General features: G+C 36.7%; 15 protein-coding genes. 8 read left to right on the forward strand and 7 right to left on the reverse strand.

The features are described 5' to 3' along the window. Nucleotides 1–16 precede the first annotated feature (16 nt). Together ACTF48_RS09245 and ACTF48_RS09250 are read left to right on the forward strand one after the other, a co-directional pair. Nucleotides 17–700, forward strand: a complete 684-nt coding sequence (locus tag ACTF48_RS09245) for a TetR/AcrR family transcriptional regulator (RefSeq protein WP_438962882.1) — start codon at nt 17–19, stop codon at nt 698–700. A 129-nt stretch (nt 701–829) separates the two neighbouring features. Then, on the forward strand, nt 830–2,170 hold the full coding sequence (locus ACTF48_RS09250; protein ID WP_438962868.1) for an ABC1 kinase family protein: 1,341 nt from the start codon (nt 830–832) through the stop codon (nt 2,168–2,170). A 58-nt stretch (nt 2,171–2,228) separates the two neighbouring features. On the opposite strand, the gene ACTF48_RS09255 is transcribed toward ACTF48_RS09250, so the two are convergent. The 3 genes from ACTF48_RS09255 to ACTF48_RS09265 all read right to left on the reverse strand — a co-directional run bounded on the left by ACTF48_RS09255 (nt 2,229) and on the right by ACTF48_RS09265 (nt 5,435). After that, entirely contained in the window at nt 2,229–2,990 is a 762-nt protein-coding gene (locus tag ACTF48_RS09255) for a DUF481 domain-containing protein (RefSeq protein ID WP_438962869.1), read from the reverse strand. Nucleotides 2,991–3,071: 81 nt separating this feature from the next. Continuing rightward, nucleotides 3,072–4,271, reverse strand: coding sequence for an SH3 domain-containing protein (locus ACTF48_RS09260; RefSeq protein ID WP_438962870.1), 1,200 nt, complete (start codon nt 4,269–4,271; stop codon nt 3,072–3,074). Between the two features lie 30 nt (nt 4,272–4,301). Continuing rightward, on the reverse strand, nt 4,302–5,435 hold the full coding sequence (locus tag ACTF48_RS09265; protein ID WP_438962871.1) for a DegT/DnrJ/EryC1/StrS family aminotransferase: 1,134 nt from the start codon (nt 5,433–5,435) through the stop codon (nt 4,302–4,304). Between the two features lie 116 nt (nt 5,436–5,551). Between ACTF48_RS09265 and ACTF48_RS09270 the strand changes: the two genes are divergently transcribed. Further along, entirely contained in the window at nt 5,552–6,817 is a 1,266-nt protein-coding gene (locus ACTF48_RS09270) for a 3-deoxy-D-manno-octulosonic acid transferase (protein WP_438962872.1), read from the forward strand. Next, on the forward strand, nt 6,795–7,766 hold the full coding sequence (locus ACTF48_RS09275) for a carboxypeptidase-like regulatory domain-containing protein (RefSeq protein ID WP_438962873.1): 972 nt from the start codon (nt 6,795–6,797) through the stop codon (nt 7,764–7,766). The genes ACTF48_RS09270 and ACTF48_RS09275 overlap by 23 nt, the downstream gene beginning before the upstream one ends. On the opposite strand, the gene ACTF48_RS09280 is transcribed toward ACTF48_RS09275, so the two are convergent. Then, nucleotides 7,763–8,422: a DUF2461 domain-containing protein gene (locus ACTF48_RS09280; RefSeq protein WP_438962874.1), complete on the reverse strand. Its 660-nt coding sequence runs from the start codon at nt 8,420–8,422 to the stop codon at nt 7,763–7,765. The genes ACTF48_RS09275 and ACTF48_RS09280 overlap by 4 nt on opposite strands. A gap of 85 nt (nt 8,423–8,507) precedes the next feature. Further along, on the reverse strand, nt 8,508–9,278 hold the full coding sequence (locus ACTF48_RS09285) for a LexA family transcriptional regulator (protein WP_438962875.1): 771 nt from the start codon (nt 9,276–9,278) through the stop codon (nt 8,508–8,510). A gap of 133 nt (nt 9,279–9,411) precedes the next feature. On the opposite strand from ACTF48_RS09285, the gene ACTF48_RS09290 reads away from it, so the two are divergent. The 4 genes from ACTF48_RS09290 (at nt 9,412) to ACTF48_RS09305 (ending at nt 15,926) form a co-directional block, all read left to right on the forward strand. Continuing rightward, complete coding sequence (locus ACTF48_RS09290) at nt 9,412–10,239, forward strand: SOS response-associated peptidase (protein ID WP_438962876.1); 828 nt, start codon at nt 9,412–9,414, stop codon at nt 10,237–10,239. Between the two features lie 625 nt (nt 10,240–10,864). Then, nucleotides 10,865–12,079 carry a DNA polymerase IV gene (gene dinB / locus ACTF48_RS09295; RefSeq protein ID WP_438962877.1) on the forward strand — a complete coding sequence of 405 codons (1,215 nt, stop codon included), beginning with the start codon at nt 10,865–10,867 and terminating at the stop codon, nt 12,077–12,079. Nucleotides 12,080–12,333: 254 nt separating this feature from the next. Then, nucleotides 12,334–15,387, forward strand: a complete 3,054-nt coding sequence (locus ACTF48_RS09300; protein ID WP_438962878.1) for a DNA polymerase III subunit alpha — start codon at nt 12,334–12,336, stop codon at nt 15,385–15,387. A 122-nt stretch (nt 15,388–15,509) separates the two neighbouring features. Continuing rightward, nucleotides 15,510–15,926: a hypothetical protein gene (locus ACTF48_RS09305; RefSeq protein WP_438962879.1), complete on the forward strand. Its 417-nt coding sequence runs from the start codon at nt 15,510–15,512 to the stop codon at nt 15,924–15,926. 119 nt (nt 15,927–16,045) lie between these two features. Here ACTF48_RS09305 and ACTF48_RS09310 read toward each other — a convergent pair whose 3' ends face one another. Together ACTF48_RS09310 and ACTF48_RS09315 are read right to left on the reverse strand one after the other, a co-directional pair. Then, nucleotides 16,046–16,945, reverse strand: coding sequence for a DUF3575 domain-containing protein (locus tag ACTF48_RS09310; RefSeq protein ID WP_438962880.1), 900 nt, complete (start codon nt 16,943–16,945; stop codon nt 16,046–16,048). Between the two features lie 14 nt (nt 16,946–16,959). After that, nucleotides 16,960–19,104: HYR domain-containing protein (locus tag ACTF48_RS09315; protein ID WP_438962881.1), on the reverse strand; the 2,145-nt coding region annotated here is incomplete at its 5' end.

A 19,104-nucleotide genomic window follows, 5' to 3' on the forward strand; every position in this document is an offset into this window, starting at 1 on the left:
CATAAAGTTTATTACTATGGCAACGGCAAAAAAAACTACCGCTAAAAAGACCACCCAAAAGAAAGAAATCACTCGACACGATGTCATTACGGCTTACATGGATTATTGCCTAGAGCATGAAAAAACACCTAAGAGCATCTATAAATTTGCTAAGGATAATCACATGACTGAGGCTGATTTCTATAATTTCTTTGGCAACTTTGATGGCTTGCGCAAAGAAATATGGAATACGTTTTTTACCATGACTATGGACGTGGCTCATAAAAATGAAGAATATGCTCATTTTTCTAATCGGGAAAAAATGCTCACTTTTTTCTACACATTCTTTGAGCTATTAACACTTAACAGAAGTTATGTACTGTTCACGCTTCAAGAAAATCAGCACATGATGAGTAAAATGGAGCAATTAAAAGGATTACGTAAACACGTAAAGAACTTTGCAAAGGAACTCATTCAAGAACGTAACGAGAATAAGACTAATATTTTACTAGAACGCAGTGAAACCATTTATAGTGAAGGTGCTTGGGTACAAATGCTTTTCCTAATGAAATTCTGGATGGATGATGACAGTGCTGGATTTGAGAAAACAGACATGGCGATAGAGAAATCTGTAAATACCATTTTTGATGTCTTTGATAACACACCGCTCGACTCCGTTTTAGATTTTGGAAAGTTCCTGTGGAAAGAACGTATGTCTTAATTAAACTTAAATCTAAGTTTAAATTTAAACTGCAAAAAGCAGAAATAATTGGTTTGTTCTATTTCCGCTTTCGCGAAAGCGTAATTACCACAACCTACATTCAGTATTCTGAATTCTTAAATTAAAAACATGAAAACACTAGACAAAATACCGACTAGCAAAATAGGTCGAACTACAGAGCTAGTGAAAACTGGGGCTAAAATAGGTGCTAATTACTTAAAGTATTATTCTAAAAAAGCGGTGAATCCGTCCATGGATCGTTCATCGCTGGACGAAGATAACGCCACTGATATCTATGATGGTTTAAAGAGTTTAAAAGGTAGTGCTCTTAAGGTCGCACAAATGCTTTCTATGGATAAAAACTTATTGCCTGGTGCTTATGTAGAGAAATTTAGCCTAGCGCAATTCAGTGTACCGCCATTATCTGCTCCATTAGTACGCAAGACCTTTAAAAAATATCAAGGGGCTTTTCCAGAGCAGATTTATGACACCTTTTCTAAAGATTCTGTGAACGCAGCAAGTATAGGACAGGTGCACAAAGCGACCAAAGCTGGTAAAGAACTCGCTGTAAAAATTCAATATCCTGGTGTGGCTGAATCTATAGGAAGCGACCTGTCGCTGGTAAAACCTATCGCTATCAAGATGTTCAACTTAAAAGGTGAAGATTCTAAACGCTATTTTGCCGAAGTAGAAGATAAACTAATTGAAGAAACAGACTATGAACTAGAAGTACAGCAAAGTCTAGAAATAACAGAGGCGTGCTCACACATTCCTAATCTTAAATTCCCTAATTACTATCCAGAGCTATCTAGCAAGCGTATTATTACTATGGACTGGATGACAGGACAGCACTTAAGTGAATTTGCTCAAACTGATTTCTCACAAGAAACTGGAAACAAACTAGGTCAAACGCTTTGGGATTTTTACATGTTCCAGATGCACGGTTTAAAAGCCGTTCATGCTGATCCACATCCTGGAAATTTCCTAATCTCTAAAGATGAAGAACTCATCGCCATCGACTTCGGTTGTATTAAAGAAATCGTAGATGATTTTTACCAGCCGTATTTTGAGCTAGCGGTTCCTGCAAGTATCAATAATCCAGAGATTTTTAAAGAAAAACTCTTTGAATTAGAGATTCTGCGCCATGATGATAGTGATAAAGAAATCGCCTATTTCAGTGCGCTGTTCCATGAAATGCTGAGTTTATTTACACGACCATTCCAGGAAAAAACCTTCAACTTTGCAAATCCATCCTTCTGGGATGAAATCACCTCTTTAAGTGAAAAGTATAGTAATGATAAAGAATTACGCAAGATGAATGGTAATCGTGGTAGTAAGCACTTCTTATACATTAACCGCACGTTCTTTGGGCTATATAACCTTTTACATGATTTAAAAGCAACCGTACACACACAGGAGTATGTAAAATACCTAGAGGAAAAAGGGTTTAAGAATCATAGCGCCTTATAATTCTTATACTAATTTGTTTTTTAAATATCGTATTTAAATACTGAGTTAGTATTAGTACCTATTTATAATTCTTAATAGTAAGCCCAAAGGTCAGGAACTTATCATCACGACGCTGACCTTGTATAACCATGCTTTCAAAGCTGTGTAGATAATTAACTTTAAAACTTATGTAATCCCATATGGGAAACTCCACACCTATATCTGCCTGCCATCTATAATCTTTACTTTCCACAAGTGATGGCTGGTAATAGAATTCATGCTTGAGAATCATTTTTTTCTTGAATAACTCATAATTCCCTTTCACCCATAAAGTAGCACGCCAGGTATTAATAAATTCCTGCCCGTCATAACTATTTAAGACATAGTCTGTTTTTCTAAACTGCGTTTGTTCAAACTCACTAGAAAGAGATAACTTGAGCCAGTTCTTTTCTTTTTCATATAATTGAAAAGTATATCCAGCGCCATTTAAAGTCCTTAAATTTATTTCTCTTCTATAGTTAGTACTAAAAAAACTAAGCACAAAAGGATAGCTTTTACGCTGTGGATTAAAGTATAAAAAGTTGAGACTTAAAATATCTTCATCTGCTTTTACCTTTCCAAATTCCTGATAGACATAAGAGTTTTTTGTTTTAAAAACCATGTTTTCAAACACTCTAATATTTAAATCTGATTTAGCTCTAAATATGACTGTTTCAACGTTTCCTTGTTGCCAAAAACCCGTTACAGATAAATTAGCCTTAAGCCGTAAAGAATCACTCTCATTTACTTGAGAAAACAAAATCGCTGGTATGAATAGAATTAAAAGAGCAAGACGCTTCATAAAAACAAAAATAAATACAAATTCTCCTTAAGGCAACTACTCTCACTTAAGAGTTTAGCACATTCTTCATACCTAACCGCTTTAAAGAATAGTCAACTTTAAATACTGCCAGCTAGGAGTTATGGATTCATCCAGATCTATTACCTGAATAGAATTATCTACTGGATAGGCTCGCAAGATCAATTCATTATCACTTATCCAAAAACTAGATTGCAAATCTGTATCCACACACCAGGACTGAAAATTTATAAACAAGGTATTTTCAATCGCGCCATTATCTGCATAATAAGTAATGTAAACCTGCGCACCATTTTCAAAATAGACCATATCGTGACCTACGTTGTAGGCGCCACTTGGCGAATAATTAGGTGAATCATGCGCCACCACTGAACCATCAATCGTGCTATACATGGTGTATTCAATCCCTTCAAAATCGGCACCTGTTACATAGACATTTTTTGATTTGATCTCACCTACGTAAAATACGTTGTGCGCAAATTCACCACGATTTGCATTAATGGTTAAGGAATCTCCATTTTGTAACGGCAACTTGAAATCATAGAGGTAATCATCTGGATTTTGGTAGATCTTCTCAGGTTGATAAGAAGTGTCTAGCTCGTATCCAGTTCGCTTTCGCGAAAGCGTCACCTCATCAAAATCTACCGATTCAACAGCTATTTTACTAGCTAGAAACTGTTTTGAATCTGCTACGTTTTCTTCAATCAATGCTCCATAATGCTCCTGATATCTAGGATAACAATCTATGTATGCTGAATAATTATAAGTATCTTCATCAATCTCATATCGTGCTTCTATACTAGGACTGCCTGTATAATCGCTGTAAATCATTTCATCAAAAAGCAGTAAGGATTGCGGCGGAATCACCTTTAAATGATAGGCTAGATATGCGCTAAAAACATAACCACTAGGATTACCTTTTAATTCCTGATAAGGAACACTGCGCCATACTTTTACCCAGTAGCCTTCTACTTTATTGCCATTATCCATGACATAGGTTTTCACATCGTTAGTACCTGGTGGTGACCAGTCTAACTTTGTTCCATAAGGAAGTTTTTCAATAATTTTTGCACTCACATTTGGAGCATTACGCATGTTCAGTCCGTTTACGGCAGCTACGTAGATGCATTCTTTATCAAAGAATGTTTTGGGTAGATTCATAAAACCTTCTGCAACATCAGTGTGAGAACTAACTGTTGTTGATGCCGCAGAGACCGTAGAACATAAAAAAACTGCTATAAAAACTAATGGTGTAATTTTCATAGCAGCAAGATATTAAAAAGGACGGCTTAATTACTTATTTACAAACTCCAGCACCGTATCAGTAATAAACTTAATTTGTTCATCATCTAATTCTGTATGCATAGGAAGAGAAATACACTCTTTTACTAGCTGATTTGTAACCTTGAAATCGTCTTCATTATAGCGCTCGTCTGCATAAGCTTTTTGAAGATGTAGCGGAATCGGGTAATACACACCGCATGGGATATCTTTAGATTGTAAGTGTTTTACAAGTTCGTCACGATTTGCATCTTTTATCACTAGAGTGTATTGATGAAATACGTGACAATCGCAACTATCACATACTAGTGGCGTGATAATTTTTTCATTACCTGCAAATGCTGCGGTATACTTACGCGCTGCATCACGTCTAGCGTTATTATAGCTGTCTAAGTGAGGTAATTTTGCTCTCAACACAGTGGCTTGCATGGAATCTAAACGCGAGTTTACACCTACCACATCATGATGATAACGTTCATACATTCCGTGATTTACTATTCCACGTATGGTGTGCGCTAGGTCATCATCGTTTGTAAAGATAGCACCACCATCACCATAGCATCCTAGATTTTTTGATGGGAAAAATGATGTGGTTCCTACATTTCCTATAGTTCCTGTTTTAGTTTTAGAACCGTTACTATGCATATAGTTAGATCCTATTCCTTGGGCATTATCTTCTATAACGTAGAGATCGTGTTCTTTGGCGATTGCCATGATCTCATCCATATTTGCAGCAAGTCCAAATAAATGTACCGGAACAATCGCTTTAGTCTTAGGAGTAATCGCTTTTCTAATCGCCTCAGTATCGATATTAAAATCAAACGGATTCACATCTACCAGCACTGGAGTTAAGTTCAAAAGGGCAATTACCTCTACCGTAGCCGCAAAAGTAAAATCGGCAGTAATGACCTCATCACCAGGCTGTAGCCCTAGACCCATCATCGCTATTTGTAACGCATCAGTACCATTGGCACATGGAATCACGTGTTTCACATCTAGATAATCTTCCAGCTCTTTTTGAAAAGCATGAACCTCTGGTCCATTGATGAAAGCGGTGGATTCTATGACGTTCATAACACCATTATTCACTTGATCTTTTATTTTTTCGTACTGACCTTTAAGGTCAACCATCTGAATTTTACGCATTTGGGAAAGATATTATTGAAGTCACTAAAATTGTAACCTATCTGGTAAAAATACGTAATAATGATCGCACTGCACAACCATATTTTTTATCCTATTTTTGATGAAAACCTGAGATATTGAAATTTTTGTATGATATTTTTATCGCTTTCGCGAAAGCGTGCTTACCCATAGCTGGACTTTTTAATAAAAAGCTAAAGTTAGGTGCGCAAGGACGAGCGCGTACTTGGGATATTCTAGACCAAAATATTAAGCACACCATTCCTAAAATATGGGTCCATGCTGCCAGTCTAGGTGAATATGAACAAGTGGTTCCTGTTTTAGAAAAGCTCAACCGCAAAGAATTTCAAATAGTGCTCACCTTCTTTTCTCCTAGTGGTTATGAAAACAAGAAAAACACAAGACTAGTAGATACCGTTTGTTATCTACCCTTAGACAACCCTTCAAATGTGTCTAAATTTCTAGATTGTGTAGAGCCATCACTCGCTATTATGGTAAAATATGAATTCTGGCCTAATTATTTAAAACAGTTACAGCAGCGACAGGTTAAAACCATATTAGTAAGTGGTGTTTTTAGAAAAAAAATGTCTTTTAACTCCTGGTATGGTAGCTGGATGACTAAATACTTAAAAGCGTTTGATCATTTCTTTTTACAAAATGAAGATTCTTATAGAAATTTAAATCGTTTAGGGTTTCATAATGCTAGTGTGAGTGGCGATACAAGATTTGATCGAGCAAGTAAGTTGATAGAACGAGATAATAGACTGCATTTTCTGGATAAATTTGTGGGAGATCAAAAAGTGCTTGTGGTGGGTAGTAGCTGGCCAGAGGATATCAGCATCATGTCTACATGGCTGGATGAAAACGACTCTTCTGGAGATTATAAAATCATTATTGTGCCACATGAAGTGGATCATAAAGCCATCGAGCAACTAGAAAAAACATTGCATTATCCTTGTTTAAAATGGAGCACTATTGAAAATGAAACTACTGTAATTCCCTCTGACTATTCCACTCTTATTATAGATAGTATAGGTCTATTAACTAAGGTATATAGCTATGCTACTGTCGCTTATGTAGGTGGTGCCATGGGAACTGGTGGTTTGCATAACATTCTGGAAGCAGCGACTTATGGTGTGCCCGTGATTATAGGTAAGAACTATGAAAAATTCCCAGAAGCTGGAAAGTTAGAAGACCTAGGTGGTTTATTTTCAGTTAGTAATTCAGCAGATTTTACCGAAATCGCAAATCAATTATTTACTGATGACTACCTAAGAGATAAAACTGGAATGATTTGTGGACACTGGATTAATAGTAATACTGGTGCGACGCGCGAGGTATTAGAATATTTAAAAAAGATGGATGAAAAACTGGTTATTTCTTAGCGCACTATTAATCTCTGTTTGGGCTACAAGTCAAGACATTACTATTAAAGATGCCGTTTCTAAAAATGGTGTTCCCTTTGCAACCATCAGCTTTGGAAATGGAAAAGGCACCTTTGCAGATGATGAAGGTGTGTTCCGGTTTTCGCGCAAGCTTTATAAAGATGTAGATTCTCTATATTTATCTTCCATAGGATATCAAGATCTTATAGTTGGGGCAAATCAAGTAGATTCTCAAATATTAATGACCCAAGAGCCTGACCAGTTAGAAGCCGTAATGCTGAGCGTAGAACTCAAAGGAAAATTTAAAAAGAAAAAAGAAAAACCCATTGCCCATGATAATTACTTTAACTGCTGGTTACCTACCGTAGAGTCTGAGATTGCAGTGCAGTTTAATAGAATAGATGGTCAACCTACTCGTATTTCAAAATTGCAATTTCCTATTGTTAAGGAAGAAAGCCAAGTGAGTAAAAAAGGTAAATTAAGAGCTTTTTCTACCATGATACGAGTGATGTTTTATGATGTTGAAAATGGAAAACCAGCTTACCGTTCTTATTACCCGAGCAAAACCTATGTCATCACAGAAAAATCTGATGATGTGGTAGAGGTAAATGTAGAAGAATTGAACATTAATATTCCCAAAACAGGAATCTTTGCAGCTGTTCAAATATTAGGATACACCACTCCAGATGATAAGTTAATCAAAGCCAAAAAATATCGAGAAATAGAGACCGTACGTGGCCTGAGAAAAGTCTCTACCACTTACAGACCTTTATTACCTTTTACTAATGAGATAGATGGAAAGCAAACATGGGTGCGCCGTATTTTTTATAATAATAAAGAATGGGTACTCTTTGATCTAAACTATAACCCCAATTCTTCTCTCGTGAGAAGTGGTCATGATAACTATGGCATCGGTGCTGAGTTGAAGGTGTTTTATAAAAAAGATTAAACGGTCACCGCTTTGTTCAAATAAGCTCTAAATGGTATCATTTCTTTATAGACTCTTATGCAGTGCTGCATAAAATCCTCTTGCATTACTTGTTTTTGAGTTAGAACATGCTGCACGGCAAATGTTTTTAAACGCAATAAATCAATGTGTTCATGATCTTTTGAAAAACCTTTGGGTGCAGTTTTGAGGGAATCGCCGTCATCAACTAATTCAAACGTATTGCGAAAGGATTTTGTATCAATGATCTTTTGAAACTCTTCTCCATTATAATCTATGGCATCTCGTATGGAATCGAGTAATTCTTTTTTGGGTTTGTAAAATCCGCCAGCTATGAAGGATTCTTCTGTTCCTAAATGAATGTAGAAATCACCTTGTTTACCATTTTCGTTAAGGTCTAACCCTGCGCCAAAATGATCTTTATAAACAGGCTTATCAGGATGGAACATCAGGTTGTTATTAATGCGGTTAATGGCCTTGCGTCCTTCTATGGAGACGTAATCATCATCTATTTTAACCAGTTGGGCATCTAATTCTTCCAGCCAGTTGATGTACCAGTCACGCACCGCATGGTATCGCTTGCGGTTTTCATCCATCCATTCTTTGGAATTGTTACGTTGTAAATCTTCTAAAAAGGTGAATAATTGCTGGAAATTCATGGTAAATCTATTGGGTTGTTATGATTACGCTTTCGTACCGTGTCAAGCACAGCATAAACTTCCCTATCGGGAAAGCGGAATAAAACTACTTTTTATCCTTCAATTGTGCAATCTCATCGCGTAAACTATCCAGTCCTTGTTTGAGAGAAATCATCGCTTCTTCACCTTCATGAATATCGAGATCAAAACTGAGTTTAGAATTCACTTCCCATAATTCTTTAATATCAGAAACAGGTTGCTCTATGATAGGATAATCTCTATTTAATGAGATAAGATTCACTTGATTCTGAGCTTGCGACTTGCGTAGTTTTTTCACAACCACCGTATCGGCAGTAACAACTACATGAATACGATTATCATTTGCCTGTCGTACACTTTCTACGGCTTTACCCATCACCCATTCTGATGGTTGTAGTACAGGTAACATACTATCACCTCTTACTTGAAAGGCTCTAAAACTGCCTTCCTTATATTCTGGCAGCGGTATGTTAAAAGCTGGTAAATCTTGATACCAGTCTGTGTCTAGAACATTACTGGCATAACCAGCACTTGCCTTTATGGGAACCATAATCATATTTTCTCGCTCGCTGGTGTCCATACTTATAATTTTAGGAGCGGTACTTCCAGTAGTTTCAAGGTTCTTATTATAACTGTTTCCATATAACCACAACGGATTAATATGGAACTGACGTAAAAGCTCCGTTACAATTTTACCAGTAATTTTCTTTTTACCGCGTTCAATATCGGCAGTGGTGCTTCCTGCATCGAGCAGTTCTGCAAACTCAGATTGGGTCTTTCCTAACTCTTCACGTACTTGTTTAAAGCGTTTTGCCTCTATAGATATCTCTTGTGCCATGAGACAAATATAGGTGTTTTAGGAATAATTCCAATTTTAACATAGGATTATTTCCTAGTTATTGGAATTATTCCATATATTTGAAGCGTAAAACGGAATTATTCTTGGAATTATTCCATAAAAACAAATTATTATGTGTGGAAGAGCAACAATAGTTACACCTCAAATAGATTTAGAAAAACGCTTTAAAGCGGTTTTTAAGAACGATGTTTCTTTACCAGAAAATGTAAATATATCTGCTGGAGAACAGCTTCCTGTTATTACCAGTGAAGATCCTGGAACCATACAATTATTTACTTATGGTTTCACACCGCACTGGGCGCACAAGCAAACTTACATGCTTAATGCACGTAGTGAAGGAAGTAATAACATAGAAAACGATAGAGATTATAAAGGACCGTTAGGCATATTTAATAAACCGATGTTCCGTGAAGCTATAAAGTCACAACGCTGTTTAATACTAGTAGATGCCTTTATAGAAGGACCTAAACAGGAAAAACTTAATAGACCATACTTAGTATATCCTAATAGAGACCGTGGACCTTTTGCCATCGCAGGAATCTATGATACGTGGAAACATCCACTTACTGGAGAAATTCATCATACGGTGGCGATGGTAACAACTACTGCAAACCGGTTGATAAGTCGTATAGGTCATCACAGATCACCGGTTATATTAAGTAAACAAGATGAGCAAAAGTGGTTACAACCAGATTTAAGTATAACTGAAATCTCCAACCTCATGAAACCTTTTGAATCTAAAGGGTTTAACGCTTATCCTATTTCTCAAAAAATTAAAAAACCCGATGCTAACGGACTCGAACTTTTAAAACCTACAGGAGAAAAACTCTTTAAGGATTATGACCGCTGTTTATATGAACGTCTTAAATATGCAGAGGATCATTCATTTACCATAAGAGAAGAACGACTGGTAGAAGGTGATCAATTTATTTTATTTTAAAATGGAAAGCAATTTAAATATAGAACTGATAAAAACAGAACTGATACAGGAAATAGAGCAGATTTTTCAAAAGGAACCCAGTAATTCTCTTCAAAAAAGAATTCAAAGAAAAATAAAATCCTGGAAAGAACAAGTCCATGAAACCGAAGAATTGATACAACGTGTGAACTGTACTCTACAGCATATTTTACAGAGACATGGCATCACTTTTAAACATCCATTAGAAAAAGAAAGTTTTGTGCATTACATAGAGCCCACTATTCATCAACTGGTATTGCGAAATATGAAGGATTAATTAATACCCATATTGGTATCAAATATCTGATCATCACTTTCACGACCTCACAAGACTCTTCTCTGTGAGGTTTTTTATACTCATGGAATTATTAAACGATCTAAATATTTTCAATTAAAATTTTAGAATACGAGGTAAAAAAATCAGGCGTAGAAGCCGTTACAGCGATAATCCAGCAAAGCGCACAAATGAATACCAAAGAAAATAAACACACGGCACATAATTCTTAACAAAGCAATCTAAAGTTAACACATAAATACTGGACTATTTAATTGTCCATTTTGGCAATAACCAGAACTCAAGCAAAGCCAACAAAACAGTATCACGATCATGCAAAAAAATATCTTACACATGGATTTAGACACCTTTTTTGTTTCTGTAGAACGACTGCTTGACCATAGATTACTCAAAAAACCAATTCTTGTAGGTGGTACTAGTGATCGTGGTGTAGTAGCTGCTTGCAGTTATGAAACTAGAGGATATGGTATCCATAGCGGTATGTCCATGAAACTGGCACGTCAGTTATGCCCTGAAGCCATAGTCATAAGAGGAAATAGCGCTGTGTATTCTCAACACTCTAATATGGTAACTGAGATCATTAAAGAACAAGTTCCTTTATTTGAAAAATCCAGTATAGATGAGTTTTATGCAGATCTCACAGGAATGGATCGATTTTATGGCTGTTATAAGTTTTCATCAGAACTGCGACGACGTATCATTAAAGAAACAGGATTACCTATTTCTTTTGGTCTATCAGTAAATAAGGTAGTTTCTAAAGTAGCAACTGGCGAAGCAAAACCTAATAATCAACTGCGTATAGACAGCGGTTTTGAAAAAAGTTTTCTCGCACCACTATCCATTAAAAAAATACCTCAAGTAGGAGATAAAACCTATCAGACACTACGCAATCTAGGTGTTAAACAAATAAAGACCCTTCAAGAAATGCCTGAAGAATTACTCCTAAATGTTCTAGGCAAAAATGGTAAACTCATATGGAGACGCGCACAAGGTATAGACCACACACCGGTTATAGCTTATAGTGAACGTAAATCTATTTCTACAGAACGCACATTTGATAAAGACACGATTGATGTAAAAAAGCTTAAATCCATACTAGTTGCTATGACAGAAAACCTAGCATATCAATTGCGCCGCGGTGATAAACTCACTGCTTGTGTGAGTGTAAAACTGCGCTATTCTGACTTTAATACTTATAGTAAACAAGTGAAAATTCCATACACCAGCGCTGACCATATATTAATACCTACCCTACTAGAACTCTTTGAAAAGCTATACCACCGCAGGGTAATGATAAGGCTTATAGGCATACGTTTTTCCCATCTCGTTCAAGGAAATTATCAAGTTAATTTATTTGATGACACAGAGCAAGCACTAAATCTTTATAAAGCCATGGATCACATCAGGGAGAAATATGGCGATCGCAAAATATTACGAGCATCAGGAATGGATGCAAAAACCATAGGTCGCATTATGAACCCATTTAACGGTTTACCGCCGGTGATACTAGCGCATCGTAAACAGTAAGTCAAGTGATTGGTTAATGGTTAAAATTCCTTTAGGGAATCACAAGAAAAAAGCAGAATTAATACCAGTAAATTACGAGAAGGCCGCAGGCGACAAAACAGTCTATAAAGGCAACATTCATTTTACCTGAAACAAGAATAGAACAAAACAAACTATTCATAGATGCGGACTTAAGGCCACACCTATGAATACAAAACCACAAACCAAAAAACTCAGAGCTCACAGCACAAGAATCACAAACTCAAAACTAAATAGTGTATTTAAACAACCACACATACTACTCCTTACGATACGGCACTTTTAGTGAGAAAGAGCTCATTGCTCTCGCACAACATAATGGTGTGACCACTCTCGTACTGACAGATATTAATAACACCAGTGCTTGTCTCAATTTTACACGGCTACTAGAAAAGACATCTATAAAAGCCGTTATAGGAATAGATTTCAGGAATAATCACCAGCAATTATATGTAGGCATAGCTCGAAATAATGATGGCTTTGCTGAGCTTAATAAATTCCTCTCTGAGCACTTACATGAAAAAAAAGACTTTCCTGATCGTGCTCCTAGTTTTCAAAATGCTGTAGTTATTTATCCGCTAGAGCGCGTTATGGAGATGGAGTTATTACGCTTTCGCGAAAGCGAATACATAGGAATCTCTACAGCAAGTTTGCGCAAACTACCGTTTACAAAATACATCAAAATGACAGACCACCTAATCATTTTACAAACCGTAACATTTAGAAATAAAAGAGATTTTAACGCACATAGATTGCTGCGCGCTATAGATCTTAACACCTTATTAAGCAAACTACCTATAGAGCAGCAAGGTCAACCCGACCAAATAATGAAGCCCGTTGCTGCACTAAAAAAAGACTTTATAGAATATGATTTTATAATTTCAAACACCAATCGTCTTCTAGACAGTTGTTCTATAGATTTTAATTTTAACGACCAGCAACTTACCCAAAACCAGCAAATCTATAGTGATAGCGTTACTGAAGATCTACAACTCCTAAAAAAACTATGCCAGCAAGGTATAGCCTATAGGTATTCCCAAGAAACTCCTACCATAACAGCACGCGTTAAAAAAGAAATAGACCTTATAGTGCGCAAGAATTTTGTGGCTTACTTTCTTATCAACTGGGAAATATGTCGCTATGCAAGAGAAAAAGGATACTTCTATGTAGGTCGTGGTAGCGGTGCAAACAGTATCATCGCTTATTTACTACGCATTACAGAGGTGGATCCTATAGAACTGGACTTATATTTTGAACGCTTTATTAATGACTACCGTACAAGTCCGCCAGATTTTGATATCGACTTTTCATGGGATGATCGTGAAGATATTACCCGATTTATTTTTGAACGATTTGATCATGTCGCGTTACTCGCTAATTATAACACCTTTCAGTACAGAGCCGTTATTAGAGAACTCGGTAAAGTATTTGGCCTACCTAAGTCTGAGATCGATAAACTAACCCGCGTAGATATACATAATACTGCACTCGACCAGATACAACAACTGGTAGTAAAATACAGCCATCTTATTCAGGGCATGCCTAACTATATAAGCATACACGCCGGCGGCATTTTAATTACTGAAAAACCTATTCACTACTACAGTGCCACAAATTTACCACCTAAAGGTTATCCTACAGTACAATTTGACATGCACATCGCCGAAGATGCGGGAATCCATAAATTTGATATTCTCGCACAGCGTGGCCTAGGGAAAATAAGAGATGCAATAGAGATTATAAAATACAACCAGCCGCAAGCTGCTTTAAAGAACATACATGAAAATGTAAACAGTTTTAAAGAAGACCCAGCGATCAATCAGATGATATCTCAGGCTAAGTGCATAGGCTGTTTTTATGTAGAATCTCCAGCCATGCGCATGCTACTCACTAAACTTAAAACCCATGATTATTTAGGTCTGGTCGCAGCAAGCTCCGTTATAAGACCAGGCGTAGCACAAAGTGGTATGATGCGAGAATACATCACACGCACTCGCTATCCTGAAAAACGTAAAGAAGCCCATCCCATACTAGCGCAAATCATGCCAGACACACATGGTATTATGGTATATCAAGAAGATGTTATTAAGGTAGCTCATTACTATGCAAAACTAGACCTTGCTGAAGCGGATGTGCTCAGAAGAGCCATGAGTGGTAAATACCGCTCAAGAGAAGAATTTAAAAGACTGGAACAAAAATATTACACTAACTGTAAACAAAACGGTTATCCCATTACCGAATCAAAGGAGATATGGAACCAAATTAAAAGTTTTGCTGGGTATGCGTTTGCTAAAGGACACTCTGCCAGCTATGCCGTAGAAAGTTACCAGAGTCTTTATCTTAAAAAATATTTCCCGCTGGAATACATGACGGCAACACTTAATAATGGTGGTGGTTTTTATAGTCCAGAAATCTACATCCACGAGGCAAAAATGTGTGGTGGAACTGTAGAACCACCATGTATTAATAATAGTCATTTCCATACGATTATAAAAGGAACCGTTATTTTTTTAGGATTGGGATACCTCAAGGAACTAGAGAAACGCACAGCGCGCGCAATTATAGAAAGCCGCAATTTTAATGGAGCCTATCGTTCCTTTGATAACTTTATAGAACGCGTTCCCATAAGTATAGAAACTCTAAGCACTCTTATAAGGATTAACGCTTTTAGATTTACAGGTATAGATCGCTATACTCTATTATGGCAAGCCCATTTAAAACTAGAGAAAAAGAAGACTAATCCACAATCCCAACTCTTCTCAGTACATAAAAACCCGATAACCATTCCTAAACTTTCTACCACAGCACTAGAACATGCTTTTGAACAAATGGAACTACTAGGTTTCCCATTGTGCTCCCATTTTGACCTTTTAGAAACAGCACCTACTACACAAAATGGCAAGCTAGAAATGGAACAACAGGTTCATAAGCACATCACAGTTTACGGCTATCTTGTAAACCTTAAAAACACTAGAACCTCAAATAAAAAAGTTATGCAGTTTGCTACCATGCTGGATCACAGAGGCAGTTTTTTTGACTTAGTTCTATTTCCACAAGTAGTTTCCAGAGTTCGCTTTCGCGGAAGCGGAATATACAGAGTCACTGGCAAGGTAATAACAGAGTTTGATTTTATATCCATTCAGGTAACCCAACTGGAAAAAATGAACTACATACAAGACCCAAGATATGCAGAACAAAATCCACAAACCTCACAACGCATAGAAAAACAGGAAAAATTAAAAACCCGAAGACTAGGAAAACACAAGGACACAAAATTCCATATTAACTAACATTCATGCTGATGATGGATTAAATAACGCAATTAACCGATTAAGTATGATTGAACGAGCACAATCTGCTTTATTTACATCAAAAGAATAAACTTATGCCTCTAATTAAAAATTTACCTCAAATGAAAAAATTATTAATGGGAGCTATGGCTCTTACTCTTATGTTCACAGTAAGCTGTAGAGAAGTTGAAAAAGGAATGGAAGATGCTTCAAACGATGTTGAAAACGCCGTTGATGCAACAGGAAATGCTACAGAAAATGCCGTAGATGGTGTTAAGGAAGCTACTAACAACGCTGCTGAAGGCGTAAAAGACGCGGCTGGCAAGGTAATGGATGGCGCAAAAGATGCTGCAGGAAACGCTGTAGATGGTGTTAAGGATACTGCAAATAAAACTGCCGCAGGAGCAAAAGATGCTGCAAATAAAGCTGTAGATGGTGTTAAAGACGCTGCTAACAGCACTGCCCAAGGAGCAAAAGACGCAGCAAACAGCACTGCTGACAAAGCAAAAGAGGCTGGAAAAAAATTGATGGGTAACTAATCCTTCTTTTAAAAAAATTAAAACCGCCCAATGGGCGGTTTTTTTATGTGGATGCTATCATAAAAAAACCTCTTTAAAGTTAATTAAAGAGGTTTTTAATTCATATTGAAAAATAGAGATTATAGTCCTATTTCATATCTTATACGTAAACCAGCAAAGTTTAAAGTTACCTTATCAAATAAGGCATTTCCTGAAATCTGGTTAGCAGCATTTAAGCTGCTATTATTAATAAAATCTAAAGGTGCAGCCTGATTATACTCTATGATACTGGAGTTATTATTGTTTAGTAAGTTATTAAGACCATACTCTGCAAAAACCCCAAAATACATCCATCCAGAACCTATATTCTCTTTAATACCTATTTCAAGAAAAGCATTAAAACTATTATTAATATCTAAATCACTTTCTGCAAATTCAATATCTTCAAAAGTTCCAAATCCAGCAAATCTAGGTGCTGTAAGCTCTGCATTAAATCGTTCAAAATAACCACTCGTAGTTAACTGATCTGCCTCACCATGAGAGGTAGCTCCCGTGAACAGGTTTACACTTGCCCCTACCTTAGAATAAAATCTAGTTTGAGTACCACTTGACTCATATTGCACCGCAACAGGAACAGATAACATCATACTACGCTGTTGCTCAGAATACCCTTCTAATCGATATCTAAACTCAAAAGGCTCATTCTCTAAATCTCTAGTATCTACAGCATCTTGATAACTAGCAAAAGTGTTACCTGTTCTTAAGTAGGTTAAACCTGCTCCAGAATGAATACTCCAGTTATCATTAAGCGCATAAGAAATTCCTAATAATAATCCTCCTCCAAACTCAACATTTGAATTCATATTACCACTGTCTGATTGTAAATCAGTAAGAGTCATTTGTCCTCCTACAGAAGCTTTCCAGTTAGTCTGAGCATATGTACTATGCATTCCTAAAAAAGAAATACATAGTACTGTTAATGCGAAGAACCTATTTTTAAACTGGCCCATAATTGTCGTTTTTATTTTATTATTATACATCTTAGTAAGTCAGTTTAGTTTTTAATAAAGTTTACGGAATCTACTCTTTCTGAAGTTATCAAAACTAATCGGTATACTCCTACTGGCAGACTTCCTGATAAATAAATCTCAGAATCAAAACCTTGTACAGGAACTTCCATTATAAACTGACCGGTTGCAGAATACAGTTCGTAGGTTGCATTATCAAGCTCTCCAGCAGGATAATCTGCTCTTACTTTTAACAACCTTCCTTCGATCACAGGATTCTCTAACACAGTTAATGAATAAGTGTTTCCTAATTCCACCGTAGAGACACAAGTCTGTAACACATCTCCATCTATTGTAGTCATGATTACATAATAAGAGGCCGTAGGATCTAGAAGATCAGATGCATCATCTCCTTCTGAGAAGAACTGCTCCGTACTAACTAACACATCATTCTTATACCATTCATAAGCAACAAAGCTGTAACCACCGTTGTTATCAAAGTTATTATTCACTATGAGCGTGTTGTTATATTTCTGCTCAACGATATCATTAAACTCAAACCTTCTCTCAACTGTTAAATTATAGACTCTTGTATCAGTACCATTGTCTGCAGTAACGATTATTTGTTCTCTATAAATTCCTGGTCGTGGAGTAGCAATAGTAAAGGTCATTGCCGGATCAAAAGTAGCCAGATCAGAATTTTCTAGGACAACATCAACGCTATCTACATTACTACCACATTCTATTAAATAATAAATATCAGGACCTGGATTATTGATCACATTACCATCTATGGTGATCGTATCTAAATCTGCATTATCTCCTAAGTAAACTTCTAGAGGTTGCTCTACCGCAGTTGCCGGAAGGTAGTTTGCACTTCCAGGTTGTGAGGCAGTGATTAAGATCACTCCTTCAGCTAGTAAGCTTACAAATCCTGTAGGACTTACTGACGCTGCTGGGTTTGCACCTGTAAAGCTAAAGCTGTAATCAATAGGTAAACCTGAAGAACTACTCGCATTTAACTGGAAGTCTGGATCCACATTCAACCTTCTTCTTTGTAATGGGTCAAAGGTAATAGTCTGTGGCGCTCTATCAATAGTCATGGTAGCAGTAAGCACTAACTCGCTACAACTAGCAGTAGCAGAGGTTATAGTTGCTGTAACAACATAAGTCCCAGCCTCTGTTTGATCATTATTAGTGTAAACCACTGTCGCCGTACTTGGGATATTCTCAACACTTAAAGAGTAGACAGAACCATCATAAGTAAATGTATCATCATTAAAAGTTGCATTTCCTATATCTGTAGGTGTAATAGTTACAACAAATGACGTTTCATCACTACAAGTACCACTAGCATCTTCTGCATATACAAATACAGTTTGAGTAGTTGTAAGAACATCACCAGCGTTTAACAAGGTTCCATTACCACCTGGGAAGGTATAGTAATCACCTACTGGTAATACAGGCAGTTCATACTGCTCACAACTAGAAATATCGTTAATGATTCCTATAACTGGTGTATCATTTATAGTTAAACTAAAACTAGTTTCAGTACTACATCCTGTTGCCGCATCTACATCATATGCATATAAGGTTACTGGATAGCTGGCAAAGTCAGAGAAGTTAAGGATATCAGCTTCCGCGAAAGCGATACCATTACCACCACTTTGTGTATAATACATCTGTCCACCTGTTAAATAATCTCCTGTAATTGCTGGTAGTGTAAACGTATCACATACAACTACATCAGCGATCGTATCTATAGATCTACGCTCGATAATTACTAACTGGTCCTGCGTGCTTATGTTTCCATTACCATCATCATAAGTCCATGTGATTACTGATGTTGTGGTAATAGGGTAAGTTGTAGTTCCTGTTACAACTCCTGCACAATTATCTGTTGCTGTAGGTGGTGTCAAACTTGTGACTTCACAGTTAAATATAAGATCTGATAATGTAACAGCATCTAGAACAGGTAACTCATTATCTGTAACTACTACATCAAACTGAGTGGTAGAAACATTATTATAAATATCAGTCGCTGTGTAAACTACAGTTGTAGTTCCTACTGGGAATACATCACCAGAATTATGCGTGCTTACAAAAGTATCAACGTCACAGTTATCACTAGCTGTAGGTAAGGTCCAAGTAACTACGGCACCACAAATACCAAAGTCATTATTTACACTGAT

Source organism: Nonlabens sp., from assembly GCF_965660805.1.
Lineage (GTDB): Bacteria > Bacteroidota > Bacteroidia > Flavobacteriales > Flavobacteriaceae > Nonlabens.

What these genes read in the sequence shown, in the direction of transcription:
- ACTF48_RS09310 (WP_438962880.1), bottom strand. Translation starts at nt 16,945, where the DNA reads ATGTATAATAATAAAATAAAAACGACAATTATGGGCCAGTTTAAAAAT.
- ACTF48_RS09245 (WP_438962882.1), top strand. Translation starts at nt 17, where the DNA reads ATGGCAACGGCAAAAAAAACTACCGCTAAAAAGACCACCCAAAAGAAA.
- ACTF48_RS09265 (WP_438962871.1), bottom strand. Translation starts at nt 5,435, where the DNA reads ATGCGTAAAATTCAGATGGTTGACCTTAAAGGTCAGTACGAAAAAATA.
- dinB (WP_438962877.1), top strand. Translation starts at nt 10,865, where the DNA reads ATGCAAAAAAATATCTTACACATGGATTTAGACACCTTTTTTGTTTCT.
- ACTF48_RS09260 (WP_438962870.1), bottom strand. Translation starts at nt 4,271, where the DNA reads ATGAAAATTACACCATTAGTTTTTATAGCAGTTTTTTTATGTTCTACG.
- ACTF48_RS09275 (WP_438962873.1), top strand. Translation starts at nt 6,795, where the DNA reads ATGAAAAACTGGTTATTTCTTAGCGCACTATTAATCTCTGTTTGGGCT.
- ACTF48_RS09285 (WP_438962875.1), bottom strand. Translation starts at nt 9,278, where the DNA reads ATGGCACAAGAGATATCTATAGAGGCAAAACGCTTTAAACAAGTACGT.
- ACTF48_RS09250 (WP_438962868.1), top strand. Translation starts at nt 830, where the DNA reads ATGAAAACACTAGACAAAATACCGACTAGCAAAATAGGTCGAACTACA.
- ACTF48_RS09290 (WP_438962876.1), top strand. Translation starts at nt 9,412, where the DNA reads ATGTGTGGAAGAGCAACAATAGTTACACCTCAAATAGATTTAGAAAAA.
- ACTF48_RS09305 (WP_438962879.1), top strand. Translation starts at nt 15,510, where the DNA reads ATGAAAAAATTATTAATGGGAGCTATGGCTCTTACTCTTATGTTCACA.
- ACTF48_RS09255 (WP_438962869.1), bottom strand. Translation starts at nt 2,990, where the DNA reads ATGAAGCGTCTTGCTCTTTTAATTCTATTCATACCAGCGATTTTGTTT.
- ACTF48_RS09280 (WP_438962874.1), bottom strand. Translation starts at nt 8,422, where the DNA reads ATGAATTTCCAGCAATTATTCACCTTTTTAGAAGATTTACAACGTAAC.